We start from the raw sequence: 23,965 nt of genomic DNA, 5'->3' as shown, positions 1-23,965 counted from the left end.
GCCGCCGATGTGGCCGGCAGTGAGGTGGAGGCATGGCACAGGAACTCAAGCTCGGACTGAAGGCGTCGGCGGAGCAGTTCGATCCCCGAGAGCTGGTGGAGATCGCGGTTGCCGCCGAGGAGCACGGGATGGACTCGGTCGCGGTGAGCGACCACTTCCAGCCGTGGCGCCACAACGGTGGGCATGCGCCGTTCTCGCTGGCGTGGATGGCCGCGGTCGGCGAACGCACCAAGCGGGTGCAGATCGGTACCTCGGTGATGACGCCGACGTTCCGCTATAACCCGTCGGTCATCGCCCAGGCCTTCGCCTCGATGGGCTGTATGTACCCGGGGCGCATCATGCTCGGTGTGGGCACCGGTGAGGCGCTCAACGAGTACGCGACCGGTTTCCAGGGGGAGTGGCCGGAGTTCAAAGAACGCTTCGCGCGACTGCGCGAGGCCATCGCGCTGATGCGCCAACTCTGGTCCGGTGACCAGGTCGACTTCGACGGCGACTACTACCACACCCAGGGCGCCTACATGTATGACGTTCCCGAACAACCGATTCCGGTGTATGTGGCGGCCGGCGGGCCGGTCGTCGCGCGGTACGCAGGACGGGCAGGCGACGGGTTCATCTGCACGTCGGGCAAGGGTGCCGAACTCTACACCGAGAAGCTGATCCCGGCGGTCAAGGAGGGTGCGGAGAAGGCCGAGCGCGACTTCACCACGATCGACCGGATGATCGAGATCAAGATCTCCTACGATCCCGATCCGCAACTGGCGCTGGAGAACTGCCGATTCTGGGCCCCACTGTCGCTGACCGCCGAACAGAAGCACAGCGTCAACTCGTCGACGGAGATGGAGCGGTTGGCCGACGAACTGCCGATCGAGCAGGTCGCCAAGCGCTGGATCGTCGCCTCCGACCCCGATGAGGCCGTCGAGAAGGTCGCGTTCTACACCGACGCCGGCCTCAACCACCTGGTGTTCCACGCGCCCGGTCACGATCAGCGGCGGTTCCTGGCGAACTTCGAGAAGGATCTCGCGCCGCGGTTGCGCAAACTGACTGTTGCCGAATAATTTTCGCGGCTTGTCAGGCGTCGGTGGGCGCCAATGACGATGGCTCCGCCATCCCGTGCGTGCGGTGCACCTGTTCGTAGAGCAGGGTGATGACGCGCTGGGCCACCGGATTCTGCCGAGCCCGGTGATGGCGGCGTAACGCCAGCGCTCGCCGCGGGGTGGGTTCGGCGATCGTGACAGTGCGCACGCCCGCCGGAAGGTCGATCACCGCCAGTGCCGGCACCACGGTCAGTCCGACGCCGGCGGCGACGAAGCGCATGGCGGTGCCGTAGTCGTGCGTCTCGACACGGAAGTTCGGAGTGAAACCTGCTGCGGTACAAGCTCTCAGCACGCCCTCACGACACGGTCCGCGTGCCACGTCGTTGTCGATCCAGGCGTCGTCGGCGAGTTCGCGCAGGGTCACCTGGTCGCGATCGGCGTACGCCGAGGCTTCACCGACGACCACCAGATAGTCCTCGGTCACCAGCGGTACGGAGTCGAAGCCGGCAACCGGGGTGACGATCGGTGCTCGGCCCAGGGCGCTCTCCGGGCTCTCCACATAGATCTCGATGTCGGGTGCGCCCGCCTCGGGATCGGCCAGCTCGATCAGCCGCAGATCGAGTCTGGTGTCCGGGAACTCGCGGCCGATGGTGGCGATGATCTCCGGCATCCATGCCGCACCCGCCGAGGCGAAGTAGGCGACGCGCAGGGTGCCGGCGTTGCCGTGTCGCAGATCGTCGACCAGGACGTCGAGGCGCGAGAGGCTGTCGAAGACCACCGAGGACTCGGCGGCCAGCGTCGTGCCGGCATCGGTCGGGACGATTCCCCGCCCTACCCGCTCGATCAGCGCGAGTCCGGTCTCGCGCTGCAGCCCGGCGATGTGCTGACTGACCGCCGACGGGGTGTAACCGAGCGCCGCCGCGGCGCCGCCGATCGACCCCTCGGCGACCACGGCGCGGAAGATGCGGAGGCGGTGGGGGTCGATCATGCTCAAGAACATACAGTCACACTGATGGGTGTGTGTAGAAATATGAAATTGTGCTGAAGTCTCCAATGGTCGACGATGAGACACATGACCCTCGGATCGCGCACCCTGAATCTCCCGGCGCTGGCCGCACTGACCACGGTCACGCTGTGGGCACTGTCGTTCATCGCGATCCGTTCGGCCGGGCACGCATTCTCGCCCGGCGTGCTCGCGCTCGGGCGGTTGGCCGTCGCGGTGGCCGCCCTCGCGGTGATCGTCGCCATCGCCGGCATGAAGACCCGACGAGGCGCTCGACGCTCGGCGTTCCGCCCGCCGCGCGGCCGGGCCCTGGTACTCGTGCTGGCCTACGGGGTGGCCTGGTTCGGCGTCTACAGCGTGGTGCTCAACTGGGCCGAACGCCACATCGACGCCGGGACCGCCTCGCTGCTGGTGAACTTCGCCCCGATCCTCGTCGCGGTCTTCGCGGGACTCTTTCTCGGCGAAGGGTTCTCCACCCAGTTGAGCGTCGGGATCGCCATCGCCTTCGCCGGCGTCGTACTCATCACGTTCGGCGGCGGGGGAGCGCACGCCGACTGGCTCGGCGTCGGGCTGGGTCTGCTCGCCGCGGTCCTCTACGCCACCGGCGTGCTGTTGCAGAAGGTGGCGCTGGCCACCGTCGACGCCCTGACCGCGACCTTCTGGGGCGCGGTCGCCGGTCTGGTGGTCACCCTGCCGTTCGTGCCCGCCGCGATCGGTGAGGTCGCCTCGGCCTCGGCCGCCGACCTCGCCGCGATGGTGTTCCTCGGCGTCGGACCCACCGCGATCGCGTTCACCACCTGGGCGTATGCCCTCTCGCGCACCGACGCCGGCGCGATGGCCGCGACCACCCTCGTCGTTCCGGCCCTGGTCATCGTCGCATCGTGGCTGCTGCTCTCGGAGATCCCGACACCACTGCGCATCGTCGGCGGAGTGCTGTGCCTGTTCGGGGTGGCACTCACCCGCGGCCTCATCAAGGTGCCCGGCGGCGGGCGATCAGTCGTCGGCGGGCGCCCGATCGTCGAGCGTGAGCTGGAGGAATGCGAGGTCAAGCCATGACCCGAACTTCGTCCCGACCTCGGTGAGCAACCCCACCCGGGAGAAACCGAGCCGTTCGTGCAGCCGGATCGACCCGGTGTTGGCGGCGTCGATACCGGCGACGATCACATGTACCCGATTCTCGCGGGCGCGGGTGATCAGCGCATCCATCAACAGACTGCCGATACCGCGTCCCTGCTGTCCCTCGCGGACATAGACCGAGTGTTCGACGGTGTGGCGGTAGCCGTCGTGCGGGCGGTACGGACCGTAGGTCGCAAAGCCCAGGACATGTTCTGCCGCCGGAGTTCTGGTGTCCTCGGGGAGACCCTTCACGGTGATGTCCTCCACGGCGACGCCTTCCACGGCGACGCCTTCCACGGCGACGAGTACGGGGAAACCGTCGGCTTGCCGCCCGGCGAGCCACTCGCGGCGGTTGTCGGTGTCGACGAGCTTTTCGTTCCAGATCGCGGTGGTGTGCTCGACGGCGTGGTTGTAAATGGCGGTGATGCCGGCGGCGTCGTCGGGTTTGGCGTCGCGGATGTGCATGGCGGCCCCCGGTGGTCGGTACGTGTATGACGAGGCGATTCTCACTGATGCGGGCGCTCCACATCGACGCGGGGTCTTCGATAAGTTCTTCAGGTGGATCGCGATCGGATGGTGGAGGTGGGAGTTGGGCTCGTGTCGCGCTTCGGCGCGAAGACACTGAGTCTGACCTCGGTGGCCCGGCACGCCGGGGTTGCGCGGGCGACCGCCTACCGCATGTTCGGTGGCCGCGACGCGCTGGTCGCCGCGATTGTCGACCGCGAGGTCGCCCAGTTGCGCGTGCAGTTGCGCGAGTGGGCGGCGACCGAACCCGACGCCGCAGGCAAGGTGCGCGCCCAGATCCGACACGTGCTGCCCTACATTCGCGAGCATGAGGCCTTGCAGTACGTGCTGCGCCACGAACCCGAGGAGATCGTGCGGGCGTTGATCAGCACCCGCGACTCCGAGAGCGCCTCCCTGGTCGCACGGATCGTCGATGAAGCCCTACCCGACATGGCGCCCGAGATCGGTCAACACCTGATGCCCGACGCGCGGGGGGCAGCCGAATTCTTGGTGCGCACGATCTATTCGGTGATGCTCGTGCCCGACAGCTCGTTGTCCGATGAGCAGATCGCCGACCTGGTGGTGCGCGCCATCGTCAGCGATGCGCCCGACGCTGCTCCTCCCACCGATCGGCCGGCCGACTGAGGGCGAGCAGAACCACTAGGGTTACGGACATGGGTGCAAAGTCGACCACCGCCACCGACGAGGACGGATCGAACGACCGGGCGGTGGTATTCACCCCGGCGGTGTCCACGAAGGTCTACATCGCCTCCGCCGAGGGTGACACCGGGAAGTCGACCGTCGCGCTCGGTGTGCTGTCGCTGTTGAGTGCCACCGGCGGTCGGGTTGGGGTATTTCGTCCCATCTCGCGGGCCGGTGCGGGTGAACGCGACTACCTCGTCGAGATGCTCATCGAGCACGCCTCGGCCGACATCGACTACGACGACTGCATCGGCGTCACCTACGACCAGGTACACGCCGCGCCCGACGGTGCGATCGCCGAGATCGTGGCCCGGTTCCACGCGGTGGAGGCGCGCTGCGATGCGGTGGTGATCGTCGGCTCGGACTACACCGACGTCGGCAACCCGTCCGAACTCGCCTACAACGCGCGCGTCGCCGCCAATCTTGCGGCGCCGATCATCTTGGCGCTCAACGCTTCCGGACGCACGCCGATGGAGGTGCGGGAGGCTGCCGAGCATTTGCTCGCCGACATTGCCGCCATCCACGCCACCACGGCCGCCGTGATCGCGAATCGTTGCGATCCCGAACAGATGTCGGCGGTGGCGACCGAGCTGTCGAGGATTTCGGTGCCCACGTGGTGTCTGCCGGAGGAGCCGGTGCTGTTCGCTCCGACGATGGCTGAACTCAAGGATTCGTTGCGGGCGAGTCTGTTCAGCGGCGACCCCGAGCTCCTCGACCGGGAAGCACTCAAGGTCATGGTCGGCGGGATGACCGTCGAGCACATCCTGGAACGGCTGTCTGAGGGTACCGTGGTCATCGCACCCGCCGACCGTTCGGATGTCCTGCTAGCTCTCGTCAATGCGAATGCAGCACAAGGATTTCCGCGGCTATCAGGCATCATCCTCAACGGTGGCATGCGGCCACATCCGATGATCGACGCGCTCGTCGCCGGTCTGCAGTCGACGCTGCCGATCATCATGTGCGAACAGGGAACCTACGAGACCGCCCGCACCGCGGCCAATACTCGCGGCCGCGTGGCGGCCGGGTCGGCGCGCAAGATCGAGGCGGCACTGGGATTGATGGAGACCCACATCGATCCCGAGGCGATGATGACGGTACTCAAGGTGCCGACCCCGGACATCATGACGCCGCAGATGTTCGAGTACGGGCTGATCGTGCGGGCCCGCGCCGACCGTCGGTGCATCGTGCTGCCAGAGGGTGACGACGACCGAATCCTGCGCGCAGCAGGGCGATTGCTTCGTCGTGGGGTGGTGTCGCTGATCATCCTCGGCGACCAAACGTCGGTACGGCGCCGCGCGCACGAGCTCGGGGCCGATCTCGACGGTGTAGAGGTCATCGACCCCGCGACTTCACCGCTCACCGACGAGTTCGCACGTATCTACGCCGAGCTGCGCAAGAACAAGGGTGTCGACTTCGAGCAGGCGCAGGAAAGAATGCGCGACGTGTCGTACTTCGGCACGATGCTGGTCTACACCGGTCGTGCCGACGGTATGGTCTCCGGCGCCGCCCACACCACCGCACATACGATCCGGCCCGCATTCGAGGTGATCAAGACGACGCCGGGGGTCTCGACGGTCTCGAGCGTGTTCTTCATGTGTCTGGCCGACAAGGTGCTCGCCTACGGTGATTGCGCGATAGTGCCCGACCCCACCGCCGAGCAACTCGCCGATATCGCGATCTCCTCGGCGGCAACGGCATCCGGGTTCGGCATCGAGCCGCGGGTGGCCATGCTCTCGTACTCGACGGGGAGTTCGGGAACCGGTGCCGACGTCGACAAGGTGCGCGTGGCCACCGATCTGGTCCGCGAGCGCGCCCCACAATTGTTGGTGGAAGGTCCGATTCAATACGACGCCGCCGTCGAACCGTCGGTGGCGGCGACGAAGATGCCGGACTCACCGGTGGCCGGACGCGCGACCGTGCTCATCTTTCCTGATCTGAACACCGGGAACAACACCTACAAGGCTGTTCAGCGCAGCGCCGGGGCGGTTGCGATCGGACCTGTGCTGCAAGGCATTCGGCGGCCGATCAATGATCTGTCCCGAGGCGCTCTGGTCGACGACATCGTCAACACCGTGGCGATCACCGCGATCCAGGCGCAGAACATGGCGGCAACGAGGCGGGACGACGCATGAGCGACCACATCGCCGGGGCGGTCCTGGTCCTCAACGCGGGCTCGTCCTCGCTGAAATACCAACTGGTTCATCCTGATACAGAGTTCGTGGTGGCCGAGGGGATCGCTGAACGGATCGGCGATGACGGTGGTTCGATCACTCACGAGCACGCCGGCGAGAAGACCACCGAGACCCTCGAACTCCCGGATCATCTCGCCGCCATTGGGCGGGTGCGGCAGTTGTTCGCCTCGGGCGGTATCGATCTCGCGAGTGCGGGGCTCTCGGCGGTGGGGCACCGTGTGGTACACGGCGGACGAACCTTTTATCACCCGACACTCATCGACGACCAGGTCATTGGCGAGATCAGCCGGATTTCCTCGCTGGCACCCCTGCACAATCCGGCGAATCTGACCGGGATCGAGGCGGCACGCGACATGCTGCCCGACGTGCCGTCGGTGGCGGTCTTCGATACTGCCTTTTTTCACGGACTACCCGAGGCCGCGGCGACCTACGCCATCGATCGCGGTGTGGCTGAGGAGCATGCCATCCGACGCTACGGGTTTCATGGGACCAGCCATCAGTACGTGTCCGAGCAGGTGCCGCCGCTTCTGGGCAAGCAACCGTCCGAGGTGCATCAGATCGTTCTGCATCTGGGCAACGGTGCGTCGGCGTCGGCCATTGCTGGTGGCCACCCGATCGATACCAGTATGGGGATGACGCCGCTCGAAGGGCTGGTGATGGGTACCCGCAGCGGCGACATCGATCCCGGCGTGGTGCTGCATCTCCATCGGGTCGTCCAGCTTGACGCCGACCAGATCGATGCCCTCCTCAACAAGAACTCCGGTCTCAAAGGACTCTGCGGTGACAACGACTTCCGGTCGGTCACCGAGCGCATCGAACGCGGCGACGTGCCCGCGAAACTCGCCTACGACGTCTACATCCACCGGCTCCGCCGCTACATCGGTGCCTACATGATCGATCTGGGTCGGGTGGACGCGATCACCTTCACCGCGGGTGTCGGGGAGAATGCTGCGGGCGTCCGCGCCGATGCGCTCGCCGGATTGCAGAACTACGGAATTGTCGTCGATCCCGACCGCAATGCGGAGCGGAGCGCGACGGCGCGACGGATCTCCACCGACGACAGTGCGGTCGCGGTGCTGGTGGTCCCGACGAATGAGGAACTCGCGATCGCCCGGCAGGCGGCCGAGGTGGTCGGGAAGCGCCTCTGAGCCAACTTACGGGCATGCTGGACCGTTCTTGATCTTGCGGCTACGATCGCCGCCATGGCTGATACCGACGCCGCGCCTGCAACCGTGCCGCGCACTCAGGCGCAACGGTCGGCGGCGACGCGCGAGAAGGTGCTCGACGCGACCGTCGCCTCGCTGGTCGAGCGGGGATACGGGGCGACGACCACTCAAGAGGTCAACCGCAGAGCCGGGGTGTCGCGCGGGGCGCTGCTGCATCAGTTCCCCACGCGCGAGGACCTTGTGGTCGCTGCGATCGGCCATCTCGTCGATCGACGCAAGGACGAGATCATCGAACGTGCCGCCGGTGGTGCGGAGGATCTGACGCTGCTCCTCGAGGTGTTTGACGGGCCGCTGTTCTACGCCGCACTGGAATTGTGGGTGGCGGCCCGCACCGATCCGGTCCTTCGGGAAGCACTGATCCCGGTGGAGGAGCGGATCGCCAGTGAACTCGTCACCACCGGCGTCGCGGTATTCGGTCGCCGGTATTCGACCGAACAGATAGAGCTGGCCGCCGAACTGGCACGCGGCCTGGCCATTTCACGTCTACTGCGCGAGCCCGACGCCGACCGCGAGTTCGCGCGTCGGATGATCACCACGTTGATGGAGGCACTGAACCGATGAGCACGAACCCTGTGACCGAACCCGATGTGCTGATCGTCGGCGTCGGATTCGGTGGCCTCGCCGCGCTACATCGTCTGCGGACCGACCATCCGGATCTGGCAGTGCTGGCGGTCGAGCGCGCCGAGAGCCCCGGTGGGGTGTGGCGAGACAACAGTTATCCGGGTGCCGCCTGCGACGTGCCCACCTCGCTGTACTCGTTGTCGTTCGCCGACAATCCGGACTGGTCCCACACCTACGGGCGCAGAGCGGAAATCAAGAACTATGCCGAATCCGTCGCCGCAGCGTTCGCCGATCAGATCCGCTACGAATGCGAAGTGCTTTGCGCAACGTGGGACTCCGATGATCACCGCTGGATCGTCGAGACCTCGGAAGGCCCGATTCGGACCCGCTTTCTCATCGCGGCGCCCGGTGCGTTGTCGGCACCGACAACGCCTGCGATACCGGGGCTCGACAAGTACGAAGGCACCGTCTTCCACACGGCTGCATGGAATCACGCGCATGATCTGACGGACCGTCGGGTTGCGGTGGTCGGCAGCGGGGCGTCGGCGATCCAGGTGGCCCCCGAGATCGTCGACAAGGTGGCCGAACTCGTGGTGTTCCAGCGCACGCCCTCGTGGGTGATCCCGCGTGTGGACCGCACCATCGGACCAATGCAGCGAGCTGTCTATCGGCGATTCCCGAAAGCGCACCGGGCCGTCCGGAAGCTCACGTGGCTTACCCACGAGTTCCACGTGTTCGCGATGGCGCACCACCACCGGGTCCTGCGGGCGTTTCGTGCACTCTCGCTGGCGCACCTTCGTCGGCAGGTCACCGATCCGGAGTTGCGTCGACGACTCACGCCGGACTTCACCATCGGCTGCAAACGAATCCTGATCAGCAACAGGTGGTATCCGGCGCTGGCGCATCCGCGCACCAGGGTGACCGGTGCTCTCTCATCGCTGACGCCGACCGGTGCGGTGAGCGCCGACGGTACCGAATTCGACGTCGACACCGTCATTTTCGCGACGGGTTTCACCCCGACGAGTCCGCCGTTGGCGAAAGTCATCGTCGGACGCGATGGTCGGCGACTCGACGAGGTGTGGCACGGTTCGCCGAGCGCCTACCGTGGCGTCGAGGTCCCCGATTTCCCGAATCTCTTTCTGCTGTACGGACCCAACACCAATCTCGGTCACTCGTCGATCATCTTGATGCTCGAAGCCCAGGCCTACTACATCGGGCAAGCCCTGACGCACCTGAAAGCCGTAGACGCACCAACCGTCGAGGTCACCGAGGCGGCACACGACGCGTACGTCGCCGATATCGACGCCCAGCTGAGTGGCACCGTCTGGAATTCCGGGGGTTGTGGTAGCTGGTATATCGACTCGACCGGCCGCAACTCGGTGATGTGGCCGACCTACACCGGCACATACCGCCGCATGATGTCGCACTTCGCCCCCGCTGACCACGTGATCGGAGTACCCGGCCCGGTCCGCGGACCGCTGGCTCGCTCGTGACGTCCTGCGGTCCAAATCCAGCGTCATAGCAGGTGGTCTCGAGGATCGCCGCACGCGGCTCGCACCTCGACCATCGGGTGGTGACCCCGCCCTCCGGGGGTCACCACCGTGGGATTTCACTATGGAGTTCTCAAACAACAGATGCGGTCCCGGCCGGCCGGGTGCTGGAATCAGTTAGTGGGGCAGCGTAGGTCAGGCTGCTGCGTCGTCGAGTCGCACGGTGCGTCGGTGGTAGGACGGTATCGATTGTCGTTTCGGATCGACGCTGGCGGGTGGGATCAGCCAGGGGTGTCGGTCGAATCCCATGATGATGTCCCACCCGTGGTGATGCACATCGTCGTGGCAGCTGGTGCAGAGGAGGCACCCGTTGTCGAGGTTGGTGGGACCACCCCTACTCCAATGCACGAGGTGGTGTCCTTGGCACCGTCCGGCGTGGGCACCGCATTTGATACATCCACGGTCACGGACCAACAACGCTTTGCGTTGGCCGGGGGTGAAGAAGCGTTTCTCTTCACCAACACTGAGCGGTACACCGTTCGGGTCGAGGACAATTTTGGTGATCGTCGTGTCACACGACAACATCCGCGCGGTGGCCTCGGTGATCGCACCCATATTCTGCAGGTCCCCGCCAAGCGCAGGGTTGTCGGCTGACCAGGTCCACAACAGGCAGTTGGTCGGTTTCGCGGAGAAGGTCGTATCGGCCAATCCTTGTGCCGCGAGTTCGACGATCGTCTCGAACGCGGCAGCACAGATCTGCTCGGGTGTCCGCGGATCCGGGGACCCGTCGGGTTGGGGCTTTGGTTTGGACAGTGTTTCCATCAGGGTGCGGATTTTCTCGCCGGCGATGATGTCGAGGTTCGCCGAGATTTCCAGCCGGCCGTCGTCGGTGATGCGGTCGGCGTAGGAGTTGATGTTCTTGTCTTCGGCGGCCGGTAAACCACCCGGAGTCTCCGCGGCGAGCTCGTTACCCAACTGCCGTGCGTAGAGGTTGATCTCGGCGGGGGTGAAACCAGCGAAGTAGTGCGACAGCAGTTTCCGCAGGTATTCGCACCGTTGGACGGTGTCGAGGGGTTCGGGGGAGCGGGTGTCGATGTGGCCCAGCCCGCGGATGATGGCGTCGGTGTGTTCGGAGGAGATGGACCCGTCCGCGGCGTGCGCGAGCAACAGATCAATATCGCTGGTGGCTGAGATCCGCACGTACCGACCTGCGACGGCGGGTGCGAAGCCCATGCTGATCAACAGTTCTCGCAGCCGGGTGGTTTTGTGGTCGGCGATGCCCAGCCGGTCCAGTTCGCCGGTGAGGGTGGTGGCGTGGTGATCAACCAGGTTCCGCAACAGCAGGACTTGTTTCATGGCGCCGAAGGCTTGGGGTCCGGTCATGTCCGGGTTCCATTGCAGGTTGCTGAGTTGGGTGACGAAGGCGGCGAAAACTTCCGCGGTGTCAACATCTTTGACGCCGAGGGTTGTGGTGGTGTCGATCATGGGCCCCTCCCCGGTGGCTGATCGGTGTGATGGGTCCAGTGTACCTCGCCAGGGTGTTCGATGCACGGGGCATCTTAATCAATTCTGCGTGTGTACAACGTGTTTCGGCGCTGATTTTCTGTCGGTGCGGCGTGGTAAGGGTGCGGCTTTTGTTCGTCTTGCTTTCGATGTGGTTGGGGGACTTGCATTGGGGGCGCCTGCAAGTTCGGCTCGCGTTCAAGTCGTATGACGGTGGATGTGGTTGGGAAGAGCGCCATCTCGCCGGGGCTCGAGGCTCGAGGCTCGCCGCACGCGGCTCGCACCTCGACCATCGAGGGAAGAGGGGGTTCGCGACGGCCGGGTGGGGTGGGTCTATTCGACCATCGGGGAAGAGGGTCTCGAGGCCCGGCGCCTGGGCGCCGTGCACCTCGACCATTGGGAGAAGCGGCGTCGGCTCCCGGGCTGACGAGATCAGAAAAGGCTATCGGGCCGAACGTAATTGGCGAGGTCGACGAGGAGAAAACGGTTGTCCCGGTTGTTGCGCATCTGCCGGGCGAGGCTGCGTAGTGAGCGCTCGGTACCGGCTCGGAGTCCGCGCTCGGTGAAGGGAACGCCGAGCAGAGTGGCGGGTTCACCGGCCTGGTCCTCGTGCTCCATGATCCACCCCATCGCGGTACCGAGGACGATCAATTGCAGACGTGATTTCCGTGGTTCAGAGTCCGGCATCGCCTCCAGTCGTCGTGCCGCCTCTACGAGTTGACGTTTGTCTACGAGTTCGGGGGCGCGACCGTGGACGAGGGCGAGGATCGCGGTGGCACGAGCGGTGTTGTAGTGCCGACTGGTCGGCGGCACTTCGTCGAGCGGTTCGATGGCGGCGTCGAAATCGCCTCGGGCCACAGCCAGGCGTGCGAGACCGAAAGCGGCGGTGACGATACTGTGGTCGGTCAACCACAGGTCGTGATAGAGCCGATCGGCCACGTCGTACATCTCGGCGATGCGCGTATCGGGGGACTCTTCGGGCTCCTCCATGCTCGGATGCTTCTCGTCGGAGAGCCAACGGCCGATGATCTCGGCGGTTCCGGCGGCGGCGAGCTTCGGGGCCACCTCACCTGGCATTGCCTGAAGCACTTCGGTGAATCGCTCGTGGGCGAGCTCGGGTTCGTCGTTCATGAGAGCGCAGATCCCCATGTACCAGTCCACCCGCCAGGACTCACCATGCTGGGCGGTGACATTCTGCAGCACTGACAGCGCGGTGTCGACGTCGTCGAGTTCGAGGTGTGCGCGGGCCTCGGCCAGATCAATCTCCAGCGACGGGTGAGCATTGTTCGATCGTCGACCCAGTAGCGACGAGAATCCCTCGGCCCGTGCCGCATAGATGGAATCAAGGGTCTGTCGAGGATCGGACAACGCTGCCGAGTTGAGAAGTCCCGCAGCCGGGTCGGCGGGATTGACCAACGGCACGGGCAGGGCACGGGCGATGTCGTCGGGATCGTAGAACGCTGCGAGATCGGGATCGAAGAAGCCGTCGACCGGTGCCAGCATGAGATCGGTGCCGAAAGTGGAGCGCTGCGGGGTGAACACCGTCGACAGCGAGGGCCGCGGCACCCCGGTGTGCACCGCGACGGTCTCGCGGAGCACGTTGAGCATCTGGGTGGTCATCTCCTCGGCCGAGGAAAATCGCTCCGCTGGGTCGGTGGCCGTTGCACGTTGTAGCAGAAGGTAATACGACGGATTCTCGGCGAACATCGGAGTGGTCTCCGGCTCGGGCAGCCCGTCGAGATACCGACCCTTCTCCATTGGCATGTCGAGGGTGAGTACGGCCAGCGTGCGTCCGATGCTGTAGATGTCGGTGACCACCTGCGGCCCGGTCCGCACGATCTCGGGAGCCTGGAAACCCGGTGTGCCGTACAGGTGCCCATATCCGTTGATCGCCGACACCGCACCCAGATCGATGAGCTTGACCTCGTCGCTGGAGACCATGACGTTCTCGGGTTTGACGTCGTTGTACACCAGGCCCACCGAATGTAGGTATCCAATCGCCGGTAGCACTTCAAGGATGTAGGCCATCGCCTGCTCGATCGGCATCACCGTGTGCGTTCCGCCGGAATCGGCTCCGGTGGAGGTGATCTGCTTGAGGGTCTGGCCACCGATGTACTCCATCACGATGTAGCCAAAACGCTCGTCGTCGGCGGTGACGTGCTCGACGAAGTTATAGATCTTGACGATTCCGGGATGATTCACCGATGCCAGGAACTGCCGCTCGGCCAACGCAACCTGTTGTGCCTCCGAATCCGAGGAGTTGAGAAGACCTTTGAGGACAACGGGACGGTCGGACACGTTGCGGTCGATTGCGAGATAGATCCATCCCAACCCACCGTGTGCGATGGCGCCGGCGATCTCGTACTGGCCGGCGACCACGGTCCCCGGCGCCAGACCGGGGACGAACGAATAGCGGGCACCACAGTGGGGGCAGATGCCGGCGAGATCTCCGGCGCCCTCGCCGTCGTTGCGACCTACCGGACGCCCGCATCGCCAGCAGGTGCGCTTGCCCTCCGGGATGACCGGAAAGTCCAGAACGGCGTCGGCGGGCTCGATGTCGACGACCTTGGGCAGTTCGACCAGCCCGGTACCGAGTCGCCGATCATGGACCTGCGGCCGGCGTTTGGGTACCAGGCGCCGGGCGTGGCCCACCGAGGTCAGCGCCTCGGTGGGGATGACCGGCCCCGAGCGTACGACGGGATCGGTGGAGCCGGTTACCGGGGAGGGGGGCATGCGACCACCCGACGACGTCATGCCCGTGTCGACGAGCGCGGCGAGATCTGCCCGCTGGGTGCCGGGATCGAGGTCGGCCGGATCAGCTCGCTGCGTGCCGACGTCGAGATCGGGTTGATCGGCTCGCTGCGTACCGATATCGAGGTCCGCTGGGTCCACCCGTTGTGTGCCCACCTCGGCCTCGGCGCGCTCGTCGTGTTCGGTCATCGTCACTCAGTCCCGATAAATCGCTTGTGGTGGACCGTAACCGGGGCCGATGTTGCTCAGCCACCGGTTGTAGATGGCATACCAGCGACCGTCGGCCACAGCCTGCGCGAGCACGCCGTTGACGAAACGCACCATGTCGTCGTGCCCCTGGGGGAGCCCGATGCCGTAGTACTCCGAACCAAACCCCGGGCCCACCATCTGCACCCAAGGATCTTGTGCGGCCAGGCCGGCGAGGATCGCGTCGTCGGTGGTGACGGCGTCGACCTGACCCTGCTGCAACATCACCAGGCAGTCGGCCCAGGTGACGGCCGTGATTACCTTGGCACGTGGCTGTTCGGCCTGCATCCGTCCGATCGAGGTGGCGCCGCGGGCCGAGCACACCCGTTTGTCGGCCAGCCCATCGACATCGGTGATCCCGGAGTTGCGCAACACGAGTATGCGCTGCGAGGCAATGTAATACGGGGTCGAGAAGCTGACCGACGCCAACCGGTCACAGGTGATCGACATGGTCTTGACCACCATGTCCACCGCGCCGCCGCGCAACGCGTCGATGCGATCGTTGGAACTGAGTACCCGGAACTCGATCCGGTAGGGATCGCCGAAGATCGCCTGCGATACCTCGCGTGCGAGGTCGACGTCGAAACCCTGCAGGTCGCCGGAGATCGGGTCACGGAAGCTGAACGGATTGGAGCCGATGTCGGTGCCGACGATGAGTCGTCCGCGCGCCGCGATTGCTGCCATGGCGCTGCCCGGCGGCATCTGTTTGGGTTCCGGCATCGGATCGGGCGGTCGCAGGCTGGCCGTCGCGTTGCAGGCGTCGGCGTCGGGGGCCGGTTCGGTGGTGGTCTCGGTCTCCGCACCCGGTGGGGTCGGGGCGATGGCCTGCGCCGCGGGTGGTGGCGAGTCAGGCGCGGTGAAGGTGACGCAACCGGTGGTGAGCAGGCCGCACGCGAGCAGCACGGCCGCGACGACGTCACCGCGACCGTGGACTACCCGGCGCCTCATCGGTACTCCCGGACCCGTGGCACCAGGCCGAGGGCCAGTGCCACGGCAGCGAATATGGTCAACACCAGAATCCCCGACCCGGTGTATCCGATGACCCGCTGGGCGGTGTTGATGTCGTCGCGAAACGACGTCCGGGTGGTGGTGATGGCGTCGGTGAGGGATGAGTCGACCGCGGCGTAACTGCTCGCGGTGCTCTGCGGGTCCGCGCCGACGGTGAGTGTTCGGGCCTGAGTGAAGTCGCCGCGCTCGATGGCCGCGCGCGTCTGCCGGTCGGACTCGCGCCACTGATCGAGGGCCGTCGTGATGGACCGCACCTGGGTGGTGGTCAACGCGCCGTCGTCCGAACTCGTCTGCCCACCGAGGTCGGCGAGGATCGTGCTGATGCCGCCGGTGGCGCCGGAGAAGCTCTGATCGAGATCGGACTGATCGGTGCGCTGCACCAGCGACAGGGTCTCGGCCGAACGCGCCTGTTGCGTGAGGATGCGGGCCTCGGTCAGTTGCCGCAGGAGGGCGGCACCGTCGGTTTTCGCCGAATTGGTGGCCGCCACCGACGCCAGCCCCGACACCAACAGCCAGACCAGTCCGCCGAGAATCGCGATCAGCGCGGCAACCACCCCGATGTTGAACCGGCGGCGGGTGCGGGTGGTGAGGAACCGCGACGTACCGATCAGCGAGAGCGCGAGGACCAGCAACCCGAAATACACCCCATAGGGGGGGATGGTCAGGGTGCGTTGGGGATCGGCGATGGCGTCGAATCGGCGGTCGTAGAGGCGCTGCGCCGCGGGCAGGATCTGATCGTGCATCAACGCCGACGCTTGCCCGAGATAGGCGCTGCCCACCGAGTTGCCCAGCCGGTTGTTGGTGCGTGCGGTCTCGATGAGCCCGCTGTAGACGGGGATCGTCGTCGCCAGGGTCTGCAGGTCGGCGTTGACCGCACGATCGTCGTCGTCGGTGTTTTCGCCGGGCGCCCCGGAGGTGCCGGCGGCCTTCATCAACGACGCCGACGCGGTGGCCAGCGCATTCGAATAGCGACTACGCAGGTCGGGGGACTCCAGACCGCCGGAGATGAAGGCCGAGTTGGCCGAGGCGTCGGCGATCGACAGCGAACTGTAGAGAACCTGTGAGGCCTCGGCGAGCGGTTCGCCCTGGTCGATCGTGCTCTTCAACGCGTTGGTGCGATCCTGCAGCACGGTGGACCCGTACCAGCCCACGCTCAGGATGGCGAGTACGAGCACCACCCCGATCATGACCAGCTTCCCGGGTGTCGTACCCGCATAATGGTGCACCGTGGCCAGCGGTGATCGGGTTCGCGTGCGGCCCAGCGACATCAGCTCCCGGCGGTCGGCGAGAACTTGACGGATCGGTGGCGACGACGCAGTGGGCCGGATGGTCTTGCCCGCACGGGTGAGCACCGTCCGCACGGGAGATGCCTGGCCGGTCACCACACGATCCCTTCTGGCTCGTCGGTCGCACGTGTCGTTGCCCCTCGCCCCGGCATCCCCTTCCGAAGCGACAACGTGGCCCCCAGGGGCCTTATCGCTGCTTCGGTGCCGGTCTGTTTCCACCCTAGCCGCGCGTACGTGACCTGCGCCTCACCACGCGGTGGTGTTTCGGCGAACCTGGCCGTAGTGGCCCCACTCACATACGGTGGAGGTTGGCGGCGAATCCCGGAGAGCCCGGATCGCCGGTCGGCGTCAGGAGTCGCGGTGCGTGGAGACGGGGACGGCTGGGTCATCGACACCGATGGGTCACGGTATTGGGGTGTCAACGGGGCGGCCGGATTGCTGCTGCGCACCCTGCAACCTGACGGCCGCACACTGATATTGCTGCAACATCGCGCGGTGTGGTCGCACGAGGGCGGCACGTGGGGACTGCCCGGTGGTGCGCGCGACTCGCACGAGAGTGCCATCGACACCGCGCTGCGCGAAGCGCAGGAAGAAGCAGGTCTCGACTCCGCCGACGTCGAGGTCGTCGCGGCGTTGGTCACCCACCGGGCCAAGGGCGGTTGGACGTACACCACCGTCATCGCCGACATCGACGAAGCCGTTCGGACCGTCCCGAATAGCGAATCGGCGGAACTGCGCTGGGTCGACGAGGCCGACGTCGACGGGCTGCCGCTGCATCCCGCGTTCGGTGAGGCCTGGCCCGGCCTGCGGGACCGGATTGCCGCGCTCGATCCCCAGAACTGAACGGGCCTCGATTGCCTACCGGGGCAGCAGCCGGTTGGCGCCGGCGATCAGGGCGTTGACATTGGCCTCGTCGCCGGTTGCGCCGTCGCCGTAGGCCCAGCACTGCCGGTCGTCACGCTCGCACAGCAGGAACGCCGCGAACCCGCGATCGGTGGGGCGCTGGTGCAGCGAGACGATCGACACCGAGGCGCCGAGTTCGTGCAGGATCGAGGTCATCGCACCGACTGGTCCGGTGGCGGTGGCCGACATCGACATGATGCGGTCGGCGACGGCCATCGTCGCGCGGCATTCGATCATGTCGGCCGGTGCGGGGGTGATCGAGAGCGAGCCGAGCCGGATCGTGCCGGTGTCGGCGTACAGCTCGGTGAATTCCTGCCAGGTCATGCCGTCTGCCTCCTCACGGATACCTCGGGGGAGTCGTGTCGTGAGCGGGCTGCGGGAACGCGGACCCGCGGCAGCGCGCGACTCGGTACAGGAACAGGGTGCGGGGAAAAGGTGACGGCTATGCATCGTGAATCATCGTTTCGGTCAAAGAGAAGATGACCGACGAAAACTCGCAACGACCCCGCAGCGGGGGGTCGGTCAGATCAGACCCCGCTGCGGCGGGCTACGAGCGCGATTCGTGTGGACATGATGGGCCACCCTAACGCTGCCGCACGCCGGCGGGCAAGGGGTTCCGGGTGTGCGCGGGCGGCACAGGTGTGCGGTGCGGTCTACGTCAGACTGCCGCGCAGCTGCGCGGCAGCGGCTGTCGGGTCGTCGGCGGCGGTGATCGCGCGCACCACCACCGCGCGCCGGGCCCCGGCCGCGCGGACCTCGGGCAGCCGCGCGGAGTCGATGCCGCCGATGGCGAACCACGGCTTGGAGACACCTGCGACCTGGCGCACCAGACCGAGCCCGGTAGCAGATCGTCCGGGTTTGGTCGGGGTCGGCCAGCACGGACCGACGCAGAAATAGTCGACCGCGTCGTCGGCGATCGCCGCGCGGGCTTGGTCGGGATCGTGGGTGGAGACCCCGATGATCACGTCGTCGCCGACGATGCGCCGAGCCTGCTCGGGCAGTAGATCACCCTGGCCGAGATGTACGACGTCGGCGCCGGCGACCAGCGCGATGTCGGCGCGATCGTTGACCGACAGCAACGCCCCATGAGCCTCGACGACCTCGCGCATCGCCGCCAGGATCGCCAACTCCTCACCCGCCTCGAGCGCCCCGAATTCCCGTTCGCCAGCAGATCCCTTGTCGCGCAACTGGATGAGGTCGACACCACCGGCCAGGGCGGCGTCGACGAACTCCAACAGATCTCCGCGTTCGCGTCGGGCGTCGGTGCACAGGTAGAGCCGCGCGGCACGCAGACGCGCCCGCCGCGGGTCGTCGGTGGTGGCGCCGTCACGCGCTATCCGGTTCTCTCGGGGCATGTCTCACAGGCTAGGGCACGGGCGTACCCGCACCCATCGCAGCGCTGTTAGGGTGGAGGACACGACACGGGAGTCCGGGGTACGCCGGGCTGAGAGTGCGGGACGCCCCCGCTGACCGTCACACCTGATCCGGATCATGCCGGCGAAGGAAGGACTGCAGAGCATGGGTATCCGAGCATGAACCCCGCCGGCCGCACGGACACCGTGGGCGGCGCACGCCGCACCCTCGCCGTCGTCGGCGGCGGAATCATCGGGTTGACCTGCGCACTTGCTGCCGCCGATGCAGGCTGGCAGGTCAAGGTCGTCGACGCCGGCCGGAACCGGTGCGCGGCGTGGGTGGCCGGCGGGATGCTGGGCTCCCTCGGCGAGGGGCGCCCCGGTGAGGATGCGTTGTTCGCGATCTCCGAGCGGTCGGCCCGCCTATGGCCGGCGTTCATCGAGCGACTCGGTGACCCGCGGATCGCCACCGCCGCCGACTCACTCTTCGTCGCGACGACCACCGCCGACGCGGCCTACCTGACCCAACTCGCCGACTTCGTGTGGTCGACGCATCCGCACGCCGTGGATCGACTCAGCCGCATCGACGCCGCCGGAGTCCGGGTGCGGGAACGGGCGATCGGCGCGCGGGTGCGGGGTGGCTACCTCGCGAGAGGTGAAGGGGCTGTGGACAATCGGCGACTGATCGCTGCTCTCGAGTCTGCTTTGGTCGCGGCCGGTGGCCGGATCACCAGGCGTGAGGTGGCCCATCTCGCCGACCTCGACGACGCCGATCAGATCTTGCTCGCGGCGGGCGCCGGCTTGGCGGATCTGTGGCCGGCCGCCCCTGTCCATCTCGCCAAGGGGGAGGTGCTGCGGCTGCGCGCCGACCGCATGACGGTGCCACCTCCACGCCATGTGATCCGGGCGCGGGTCGACGGGCGCATGGTGTATCTGGTGCCCCGTCACGACGGAATTGTGGTTGGCGCAACCCAATACGAGGGCGATATGGATGAATGGCGCTCGGGTTTGGCGACGCCGCAGGCCGGCGGCGTCGCCGAGTTGCTCGCGGATGCGATCGAGGTCTTCCCCGGTGCTCGCGACTATGCGCTCGTCGAGGTGGCAGCGGGATTTCGTCCGTGTTCAGCCGATGGTGTACCGCTCGTCGAACGACTCGACGAGCGGATCGTCGTCGCCGGTGGCCACGGGCGCAATGGAATCATCTTGGCGCCGTACACCTCCGAGATGTTCATGCAGTTGCTCACCGACGACGGGGTGCTCGTCGGTGTGGGCGTGGAGAGGAATGTGACATGACGATCACGGTCAACGGTACCGACAGCCAGCTTGGCCGGGGTGGCTCGGTGCGCGACCTACTGACAACGATGGGTTTGCCGGACAAGGGAATTGCGGTGGCCATCGACGGCATGGTGGTCCCGCGCAGTCGGTGGGACACTGTCCTCGATGACGGTGCCGCCGTGGAGATTGTGACGGCGGTGCAAGGTGGCTAGCATCACCCGGGTACCACCCGTCGATGACTCACCCGACACCGACATCCTGCGGATCGCCGACCGCGAGTTCACGTCCCGACTGATCATGGGCACGGGCGGGGCGAGCAGCCTCGACGTGCTCTCGCGCGCGCTGGTGGCCTCCGGTACCGAGCTGACTACCGTTGCGATGCGGCGGGTCGCCGCCGGCAGCACGACCGGCGTCTTGGATGTATTGCGGCGCCTGGGGATCGCGCCCCTGCCGAACACCGCGGGCAGCCGCACCGCGGCCGAGGCGGTCCTGACCGCGCAACTCGCCCGGGAGGCGCTGGAGACGTCGTGGGTCAAGCTCGAGGTGGTCGCCGACGACCGTACCCTGCTCCCTGACCCCGTCGAACTGCTCCACGGCGCAGCGCAGTTGGTCGATGACGGCTTCACGGTACTCGCCTACAGCAACGACGATCCCGTCCTCGCGGCGCGACTCGAGGATCTCGGAGTCGCCGCGGTGATGCCGCTGGGGTCGCCCATCGGCACGGGGCTGGGAATCGGTAACCCGCACAACATCGAGATGATCGTGTCGGCCGCTGGGGTGCCGGTGATCCTCGACGCCGGTATCGGCACGGCCAGTGACGCCGCGTTGGCGATGGAAATTGGCTGTGATGCAGTCCTTCTAGCGTCCGCGGTGACGCGCGCCGACAATTCCGAGCGGATGGCGGCGGCGATGCGGCATGCGGTCACGGCCGGGCGATTGGCCGCCACTGCGGGCCGGATTCCCCGTCGGCGATGGGCGTTGGCCTCGTCGCCGGATCTCTGAGGGAGCCACCCGATGGTGCGGGGTCATTCGATGGCAGGTCTGCGGTTCCGCACGGTGTGTAGTGTCGTCGGCATGCTGAGTGTTGAGAACCTCACCAAGGACTTCGGCAACGTCCGTGCCGTCGACAACCTGTCGTTCGAGGTTCGTCCGGGGGTCGTCACCGGCTTCCTCGGCCCGAACGGTGCCGGGAAGTCCACCACGATGCGGATGATGCTGGGACTGGACCGGCCGACATCTGGCCGCGCCATCATCAACGGCAAGCCCTACCGCGAGCTTGATCATCCGCTGCGTCAGGTCGGCGCGCTGCTGGACGCGAAATGGGTGCACCCCAACCGAAGTGCGCGCTCGCATCTGCGGTGGCTGGCCGCGAGCAACGGGATCCCCGCAACGCGGGCCGACGAGGTGCTCGAGACCGTCGGCCTGACGCAGGTGGCCCGCAAACGTGCCGGCGGCTTCTCGTTGGGTATGTCGCAGCGGCTCGGGCTGGCCGGTGCGCTGCTCGGTGATCCGCACACCCTGCTGTTCGACGAGCCGGTCAACGGGCTCGACCCCGAGGGCATCGTCTGGATTCGCAACTTCATGAAATCCCTGGCCGCCGAGGGTCGTACGGTCCTCGTGTCGAGTCACCTGCTCACCGAGATGTCCCTGACCGCCGAACGGTTGGTGGTGATCGGTCAGGGGAGATTGATCGCCGACAGTTCGGTGTCGGACTTCACCGCGTCGGCTCGCACTGGGGTGCGGGTCCGGACCCCGCAACCCGAACAGCTTCACTCCGCATTGGTCTCGGCCGGACTGTCGCCGCGCCCTGAGCGGGACCAGCAGGGGCGGCCGGTGATCGCTCTCGACGACGTCACCACCGATCAAGTCGGTGACGTCGCCGCGGCCGCGGGCGTCACCGTGCATGAACTCGTCGCGCACACCGCCTCGCTGGAGGAGGCGTTCATGGCGATGACCGCCCACGCCGTGGAGTACCACGGCGGCAATGAGCATTCGGGTGTGCCCGCGTCTGCGCCCGGTCAGCCGGGCCGGTGGGGTCCGCCCGGGCAGTACCCGCCCGGCCAGTACCCGCCCGGGCAGTACCCGCCGGGCCAAAACCCGCCCGGGCAGTACCCGCCCGGGCAGTACCCGCCGGGCCAACACCCGCCCCCTGGTGGTCACCAGCAGCAGGGTCCTGCGGACGGGGGACACCGATGATCGAGTTGTTGCGCGCTGAACAGATCAAGCTCACCTCCATCCGCTCGCCTTACTGGTGCTTGGGCCTCGTGGTGATCCTCAGCCTTGGCGTCACCGGACTGTTCGCGGCTCTGGCCGGGAGTGTCAACGAGACGGCCGCACCGGACACCGCCACATCGGCCTCGGGCGGTGTCGATGGCTCCGCGCTGACCGTCGCCCTCCTCGGGCTCAATCAGTTCGCCGTCATCGTTCTGATGATCATGTCCGTCATCGGTATCACCAGCGAATATCGTTTCTCGACGATCCGCACGACGTTCCTTGCGGTGCCCAAGCGCATCTCGGCCTTGCTCGCGAAGGCGGCGGTGTACGTGACGCTGACGTTCGTCACGATGCTGATCCTCACCCTCATCTGTGTGGGCATGCTGGTCGTGGGCATCGGGGGTTTCGGATTCGGTGATGCCACCGTCATCCGGCAGATCTGGGGCATACCCGTGTACGCGGCGCTGTGCGTGCTGCTGTCGATGGGGGTCGGTGCGCTGGTGCGGCAGACGGCGGGCGCGATCTCGATTGTGCTGGTGTGGATGCTCGTCGTCGAGACCATCCTCGGCGCGGTGCCCAAGGTGAAGGACTGGTTCGGGCCGTTCCTGCCGTTCGCCAACGGCTCGCGCTTCCTGTCCGGAGCCACCGTAGGCGATGACTATCACTGGAATTCCGGTGTCTCGCTGGTGTACTTCGCGGTGTGGGCAGTGGTGGTCTTCGTCGCCGGGGTGTGGTTGGCGAACCAACGCGACGCGTGAACCGTCACGGCGTCCGCGGCCGCCGAACAGCGCATACGAGCTGTGTTGTGGCTGATACGAAGACTGCACCACCCACACGGCGAACCGGTGTCGGCATGACAACGCTCGCGCGGCACGTCATGGCCGGGATCGAATCGGTCCGCTCGGTGTCGTCGCCCACCTACTCGGCCCGGCGACGGCGAGCGATCCGGTCACCAGTCTTACGGCGGCCCGCGATTCGTTGCTCGCCATCGACCGCGCGGTAAACATCGCGGCGACCGGTCGCAGCGGTGAGTCCGTCCCGGACGCGCTGACGTCGCGGTGCAAGGATCACCCATCTACTACCGATCACCTTGTCGCCGTTCGCCAAAGGGCAGAGTGTGGATTTGGTGCAGGCGGACCTTCGTGGCCGGCTCGAGGAGCACTCGGCCGATCAGATGTGGGCGGCGTCGGGACGCAACGCGCTACTCCTGCAGAGTCTCGTCGACGGTGCGCGCCGGGCAAACACTCGGCGTCAGGTCAACGGCATGGGCAAGTCGCGCGGGCGCGCCGCGATAGGAGGCGGTGCTGACCGCGCTGACGTATCTCAGCCTGTGCGAACCGCTGAACCTTGACGTGCTGACCGAGAGTGCCGGGGAGGAGTCGGTCGAGCAGGCCGAGATCGACGGGCTCGTGCGCATCGAGCGGGAGGGCCGCGAACTCGATGTCGGCGTCCGCCACCCGGTCGGCGACGGTCGCATCCTCGTCCATGTCCAACAAGCAGGTTTCAGCCCACTGGGAAACCTCGTCATCGTGGGTGGGTGACGATCACTTGCCGGTTGCGTCGGTTGTGCCATTCCACCGGCCGGTCGGTGTGGAGCGT

General features: G+C 66.5%; 22 protein-coding genes. 14 read left to right on the top strand and 8 right to left on the bottom strand.

Annotated features, from left to right (window positions below; translation table 11 throughout):
* Positions 1 to 32: 32 nt before the first annotated feature.
* Positions 33 to 1,055, top strand: coding sequence for a glucose-6-phosphate dehydrogenase (coenzyme-F420) (gene fgd / locus EF294_RS13785; RefSeq protein ID WP_123931013.1), 1,023 nt, complete (start codon positions 33 to 35; stop codon positions 1,053 to 1,055).
* Positions 1,056 to 1,068: 13 nt separating this feature from the next.
* On the opposite strand, the gene EF294_RS13780 is transcribed toward fgd, so the two are convergent.
* Complete coding sequence (locus tag EF294_RS13780) at positions 1,069 to 2,022, bottom strand: LysR family transcriptional regulator (RefSeq protein ID WP_246007855.1); 954 nt, start codon at positions 2,020 to 2,022, stop codon at positions 1,069 to 1,071.
* A 75-nt stretch (positions 2,023 to 2,097) separates the two neighbouring features.
* Between EF294_RS13780 and EF294_RS13775 the strand changes: the two genes are divergently transcribed.
* Positions 2,098 to 3,093 carry a DMT family transporter gene (locus EF294_RS13775; protein WP_123931007.1) on the top strand — a complete coding sequence of 332 codons (996 nt, stop codon included), beginning with the start codon at positions 2,098 to 2,100 and terminating at the stop codon, positions 3,091 to 3,093.
* Here the strand turns inward: EF294_RS13775 and EF294_RS13770 are convergent.
* Positions 3,031 to 3,618 (bottom strand): GNAT family N-acetyltransferase, encoded by a 588-nt coding sequence (locus EF294_RS13770; protein ID WP_123931004.1) that lies wholly within the window; start codon positions 3,616 to 3,618, stop codon positions 3,031 to 3,033. The genes EF294_RS13775 and EF294_RS13770 overlap by 63 nt on opposite strands.
* A gap of 93 nt (positions 3,619 to 3,711) precedes the next feature.
* On the opposite strand from EF294_RS13770, the gene EF294_RS13765 reads away from it, so the two are divergent.
* From EF294_RS13765 to EF294_RS13745, 5 genes are read left to right on the top strand one after another with little or no spacing between them, the layout of a single operon-like run.
* Entirely contained in the window at positions 3,712 to 4,302 is a 591-nt protein-coding gene (locus EF294_RS13765) for a TetR/AcrR family transcriptional regulator (protein ID WP_123931001.1), read from the top strand.
* Positions 4,303 to 4,331: 29 nt separating this feature from the next.
* Entirely contained in the window at positions 4,332 to 6,491 is a 2,160-nt protein-coding gene (pta, locus tag EF294_RS13760; RefSeq protein ID WP_123930998.1) for a phosphate acetyltransferase, read from the top strand.
* Positions 6,488 to 7,699 carry an acetate kinase gene (locus EF294_RS13755; protein ID WP_123930995.1) on the top strand — a complete coding sequence of 404 codons (1,212 nt, stop codon included), beginning with the start codon at positions 6,488 to 6,490 and terminating at the stop codon, positions 7,697 to 7,699. Before pta ends, EF294_RS13755 begins: the two co-directional genes overlap by 4 nt.
* A 54-nt stretch (positions 7,700 to 7,753) precedes the next feature.
* Positions 7,754 to 8,338, top strand: coding sequence for a TetR/AcrR family transcriptional regulator (locus EF294_RS13750; protein ID WP_123930992.1), 585 nt, complete (start codon positions 7,754 to 7,756; stop codon positions 8,336 to 8,338).
* On the top strand, positions 8,335 to 9,831 hold the full coding sequence (locus EF294_RS13745) for a flavin-containing monooxygenase (RefSeq protein WP_123930989.1): 1,497 nt from the start codon (positions 8,335 to 8,337) through the stop codon (positions 9,829 to 9,831). Before EF294_RS13750 ends, EF294_RS13745 begins: the two co-directional genes overlap by 4 nt.
* Positions 9,832 to 10,023: 192 nt before the next feature.
* Here the strand turns inward: EF294_RS13745 and EF294_RS13740 are convergent, their stop codons facing one another.
* The 4 genes from EF294_RS13740 to EF294_RS13725 form a co-directional block, all read right to left on the bottom strand.
* Positions 10,024 to 11,313, bottom strand: coding sequence for an HNH endonuclease (locus EF294_RS13740; RefSeq protein ID WP_123930987.1), 1,290 nt, complete (start codon positions 11,311 to 11,313; stop codon positions 10,024 to 10,026).
* A 450-nt stretch (positions 11,314 to 11,763) separates the two neighbouring features.
* Positions 11,764 to 14,271, bottom strand: a complete 2,508-nt coding sequence (locus tag EF294_RS13735; protein ID WP_123930984.1) for a serine/threonine-protein kinase PknG — start codon at positions 14,269 to 14,271, stop codon at positions 11,764 to 11,766.
* A 6-nt stretch (positions 14,272 to 14,277) separates the two neighbouring features.
* A complete protein-coding gene (locus tag EF294_RS13730; RefSeq protein WP_123930981.1) occupies positions 14,278 to 15,276 on the bottom strand; it encodes a glutamate ABC transporter substrate-binding protein in 999 nt (332 codons plus the stop codon).
* The gene (locus EF294_RS13725; RefSeq protein WP_185091085.1) at positions 15,273 to 16,718 is read right to left on the bottom strand and encodes a hypothetical protein; all 1,446 of its coding nucleotides are present in this window, start codon (positions 16,716 to 16,718) and stop codon (positions 15,273 to 15,275) included. The genes EF294_RS13730 and EF294_RS13725 overlap by 4 nt, the downstream gene beginning before the upstream one ends.
* A 264-nt stretch (positions 16,719 to 16,982) precedes the next feature.
* Here EF294_RS13725 and EF294_RS13720 point away from each other — a divergent pair, with 264 nt between their 5' ends.
* Complete coding sequence (locus EF294_RS13720; RefSeq protein ID WP_123930975.1) at positions 16,983 to 17,465, top strand: NUDIX hydrolase; 483 nt, start codon at positions 16,983 to 16,985, stop codon at positions 17,463 to 17,465.
* Between the two features lie 15 nt (positions 17,466 to 17,480).
* Here EF294_RS13720 and EF294_RS13715 read toward each other — a convergent pair whose 3' ends face one another.
* Positions 17,481 to 17,849 (bottom strand): hypothetical protein, encoded by a 369-nt coding sequence (locus EF294_RS13715; protein WP_123930972.1) that lies wholly within the window; start codon positions 17,847 to 17,849, stop codon positions 17,481 to 17,483.
* A 329-nt stretch (positions 17,850 to 18,178) separates the two neighbouring features.
* Positions 18,179 to 18,880 carry a thiamine phosphate synthase gene (gene thiE / locus EF294_RS13710; protein ID WP_123930969.1) on the bottom strand — a complete coding sequence of 234 codons (702 nt, stop codon included), beginning with the start codon at positions 18,878 to 18,880 and terminating at the stop codon, positions 18,179 to 18,181.
* A gap of 177 nt (positions 18,881 to 19,057) precedes the next feature.
* Between thiE and EF294_RS13705 the strand changes: the two genes are divergently transcribed.
* The 6 genes from EF294_RS13705 (at position 19,058) to EF294_RS22730 (ending at position 23,907) form a co-directional block, all read left to right on the top strand.
* Positions 19,058 to 20,170, top strand: coding sequence for an FAD-dependent oxidoreductase (locus tag EF294_RS13705; protein ID WP_123930966.1), 1,113 nt, complete (start codon positions 19,058 to 19,060; stop codon positions 20,168 to 20,170).
* Complete coding sequence (gene thiS, locus EF294_RS13700; protein ID WP_123930963.1) at positions 20,167 to 20,364, top strand: sulfur carrier protein ThiS; 198 nt, start codon at positions 20,167 to 20,169, stop codon at positions 20,362 to 20,364. The genes EF294_RS13705 and thiS overlap by 4 nt, the downstream gene beginning before the upstream one ends.
* Positions 20,357 to 21,154, top strand: coding sequence for a thiazole synthase (gene thiG, locus EF294_RS13695; protein ID WP_281276007.1), 798 nt, complete (start codon positions 20,357 to 20,359; stop codon positions 21,152 to 21,154). The genes thiS and thiG overlap by 8 nt, the downstream gene beginning before the upstream one ends.
* 72 nt (positions 21,155 to 21,226) lie before the next feature.
* Positions 21,227 to 22,348 carry an ABC transporter ATP-binding protein gene (locus EF294_RS13690; protein ID WP_123930960.1) on the top strand — a complete coding sequence of 374 codons (1,122 nt, stop codon included), beginning with the start codon at positions 21,227 to 21,229 and terminating at the stop codon, positions 22,346 to 22,348.
* Positions 22,345 to 23,124 carry an ABC transporter permease gene (locus tag EF294_RS13685; RefSeq protein WP_123930957.1) on the top strand — a complete coding sequence of 260 codons (780 nt, stop codon included), beginning with the start codon at positions 22,345 to 22,347 and terminating at the stop codon, positions 23,122 to 23,124. Before EF294_RS13690 ends, EF294_RS13685 begins: the two co-directional genes overlap by 4 nt.
* Positions 23,125 to 23,667: 543 nt before the next feature.
* Complete coding sequence (locus EF294_RS22730) at positions 23,668 to 23,907, top strand: hypothetical protein (RefSeq protein ID WP_425459433.1); 240 nt, start codon at positions 23,668 to 23,670, stop codon at positions 23,905 to 23,907.
* Positions 23,908 to 23,965 lie beyond the last annotated feature (58 nt).

This window comes from Gordonia oryzae (genome assembly GCF_003797185.1).
GTDB classification, from domain to species: domain Bacteria; phylum Actinomycetota; class Actinomycetes; order Mycobacteriales; family Mycobacteriaceae; genus Gordonia; species Gordonia oryzae.
Note: the sequence above shows the minus strand (reverse complement) of the source record. Positions and strands in the feature narration are given on the sequence as shown.

Bases quoted from the DNA above. Each gene is read 5' to 3' on its own strand.
- fgd (WP_123931013.1), top strand. From the start codon at position 33: ATGGCACAGGAACTCAAGCTCGGACTGAAGGCGTCGGCGGAGCAGTTC.
- EF294_RS13780 (WP_246007855.1), bottom strand. From the start codon at position 2,022: ATGATCGACCCCCACCGCCTCCGCATCTTCCGCGCCGTGGTCGCCGAG.
- EF294_RS13775 (WP_123931007.1), top strand. From the start codon at position 2,098: ATGAGACACATGACCCTCGGATCGCGCACCCTGAATCTCCCGGCGCTG.
- EF294_RS13770 (WP_123931004.1), bottom strand. From the start codon at position 3,618: ATGCACATCCGCGACGCCAAACCCGACGACGCCGCCGGCATCACCGCC.
- pta (WP_123930998.1), top strand. From the start codon at position 4,332: ATGGGTGCAAAGTCGACCACCGCCACCGACGAGGACGGATCGAACGAC.
- EF294_RS13755 (WP_123930995.1), top strand. From the start codon at position 6,488: ATGAGCGACCACATCGCCGGGGCGGTCCTGGTCCTCAACGCGGGCTCG.
- EF294_RS13750 (WP_123930992.1), top strand. From the start codon at position 7,754: ATGGCTGATACCGACGCCGCGCCTGCAACCGTGCCGCGCACTCAGGCG.
- EF294_RS13745 (WP_123930989.1), top strand. From the start codon at position 8,335: ATGAGCACGAACCCTGTGACCGAACCCGATGTGCTGATCGTCGGCGTC.
- EF294_RS13740 (WP_123930987.1), bottom strand. From the start codon at position 11,313: ATGATCGACACCACCACAACCCTCGGCGTCAAAGATGTTGACACCGCG.
- EF294_RS13735 (WP_123930984.1), bottom strand. From the start codon at position 14,271: ATGACCGAACACGACGAGCGCGCCGAGGCCGAGGTGGGCACACAACGG.
- EF294_RS13730 (WP_123930981.1), bottom strand. From the start codon at position 15,276: ATGAGGCGCCGGGTAGTCCACGGTCGCGGTGACGTCGTCGCGGCCGTG.
- EF294_RS13715 (WP_123930972.1), bottom strand. From the start codon at position 17,849: ATGACCTGGCAGGAATTCACCGAGCTGTACGCCGACACCGGCACGATC.
- thiE (WP_123930969.1), bottom strand. From the start codon at position 18,880: ATGCCCCGAGAGAACCGGATAGCGCGTGACGGCGCCACCACCGACGAC.
- EF294_RS13705 (WP_123930966.1), top strand. From the start codon at position 19,058: ATGAACCCCGCCGGCCGCACGGACACCGTGGGCGGCGCACGCCGCACC.
- thiS (WP_123930963.1), top strand. From the start codon at position 20,167: ATGACGATCACGGTCAACGGTACCGACAGCCAGCTTGGCCGGGGTGGC.
- EF294_RS13690 (WP_123930960.1), top strand. From the start codon at position 21,227: ATGCTGAGTGTTGAGAACCTCACCAAGGACTTCGGCAACGTCCGTGCC.
- EF294_RS13685 (WP_123930957.1), top strand. From the start codon at position 22,345: ATGATCGAGTTGTTGCGCGCTGAACAGATCAAGCTCACCTCCATCCGC.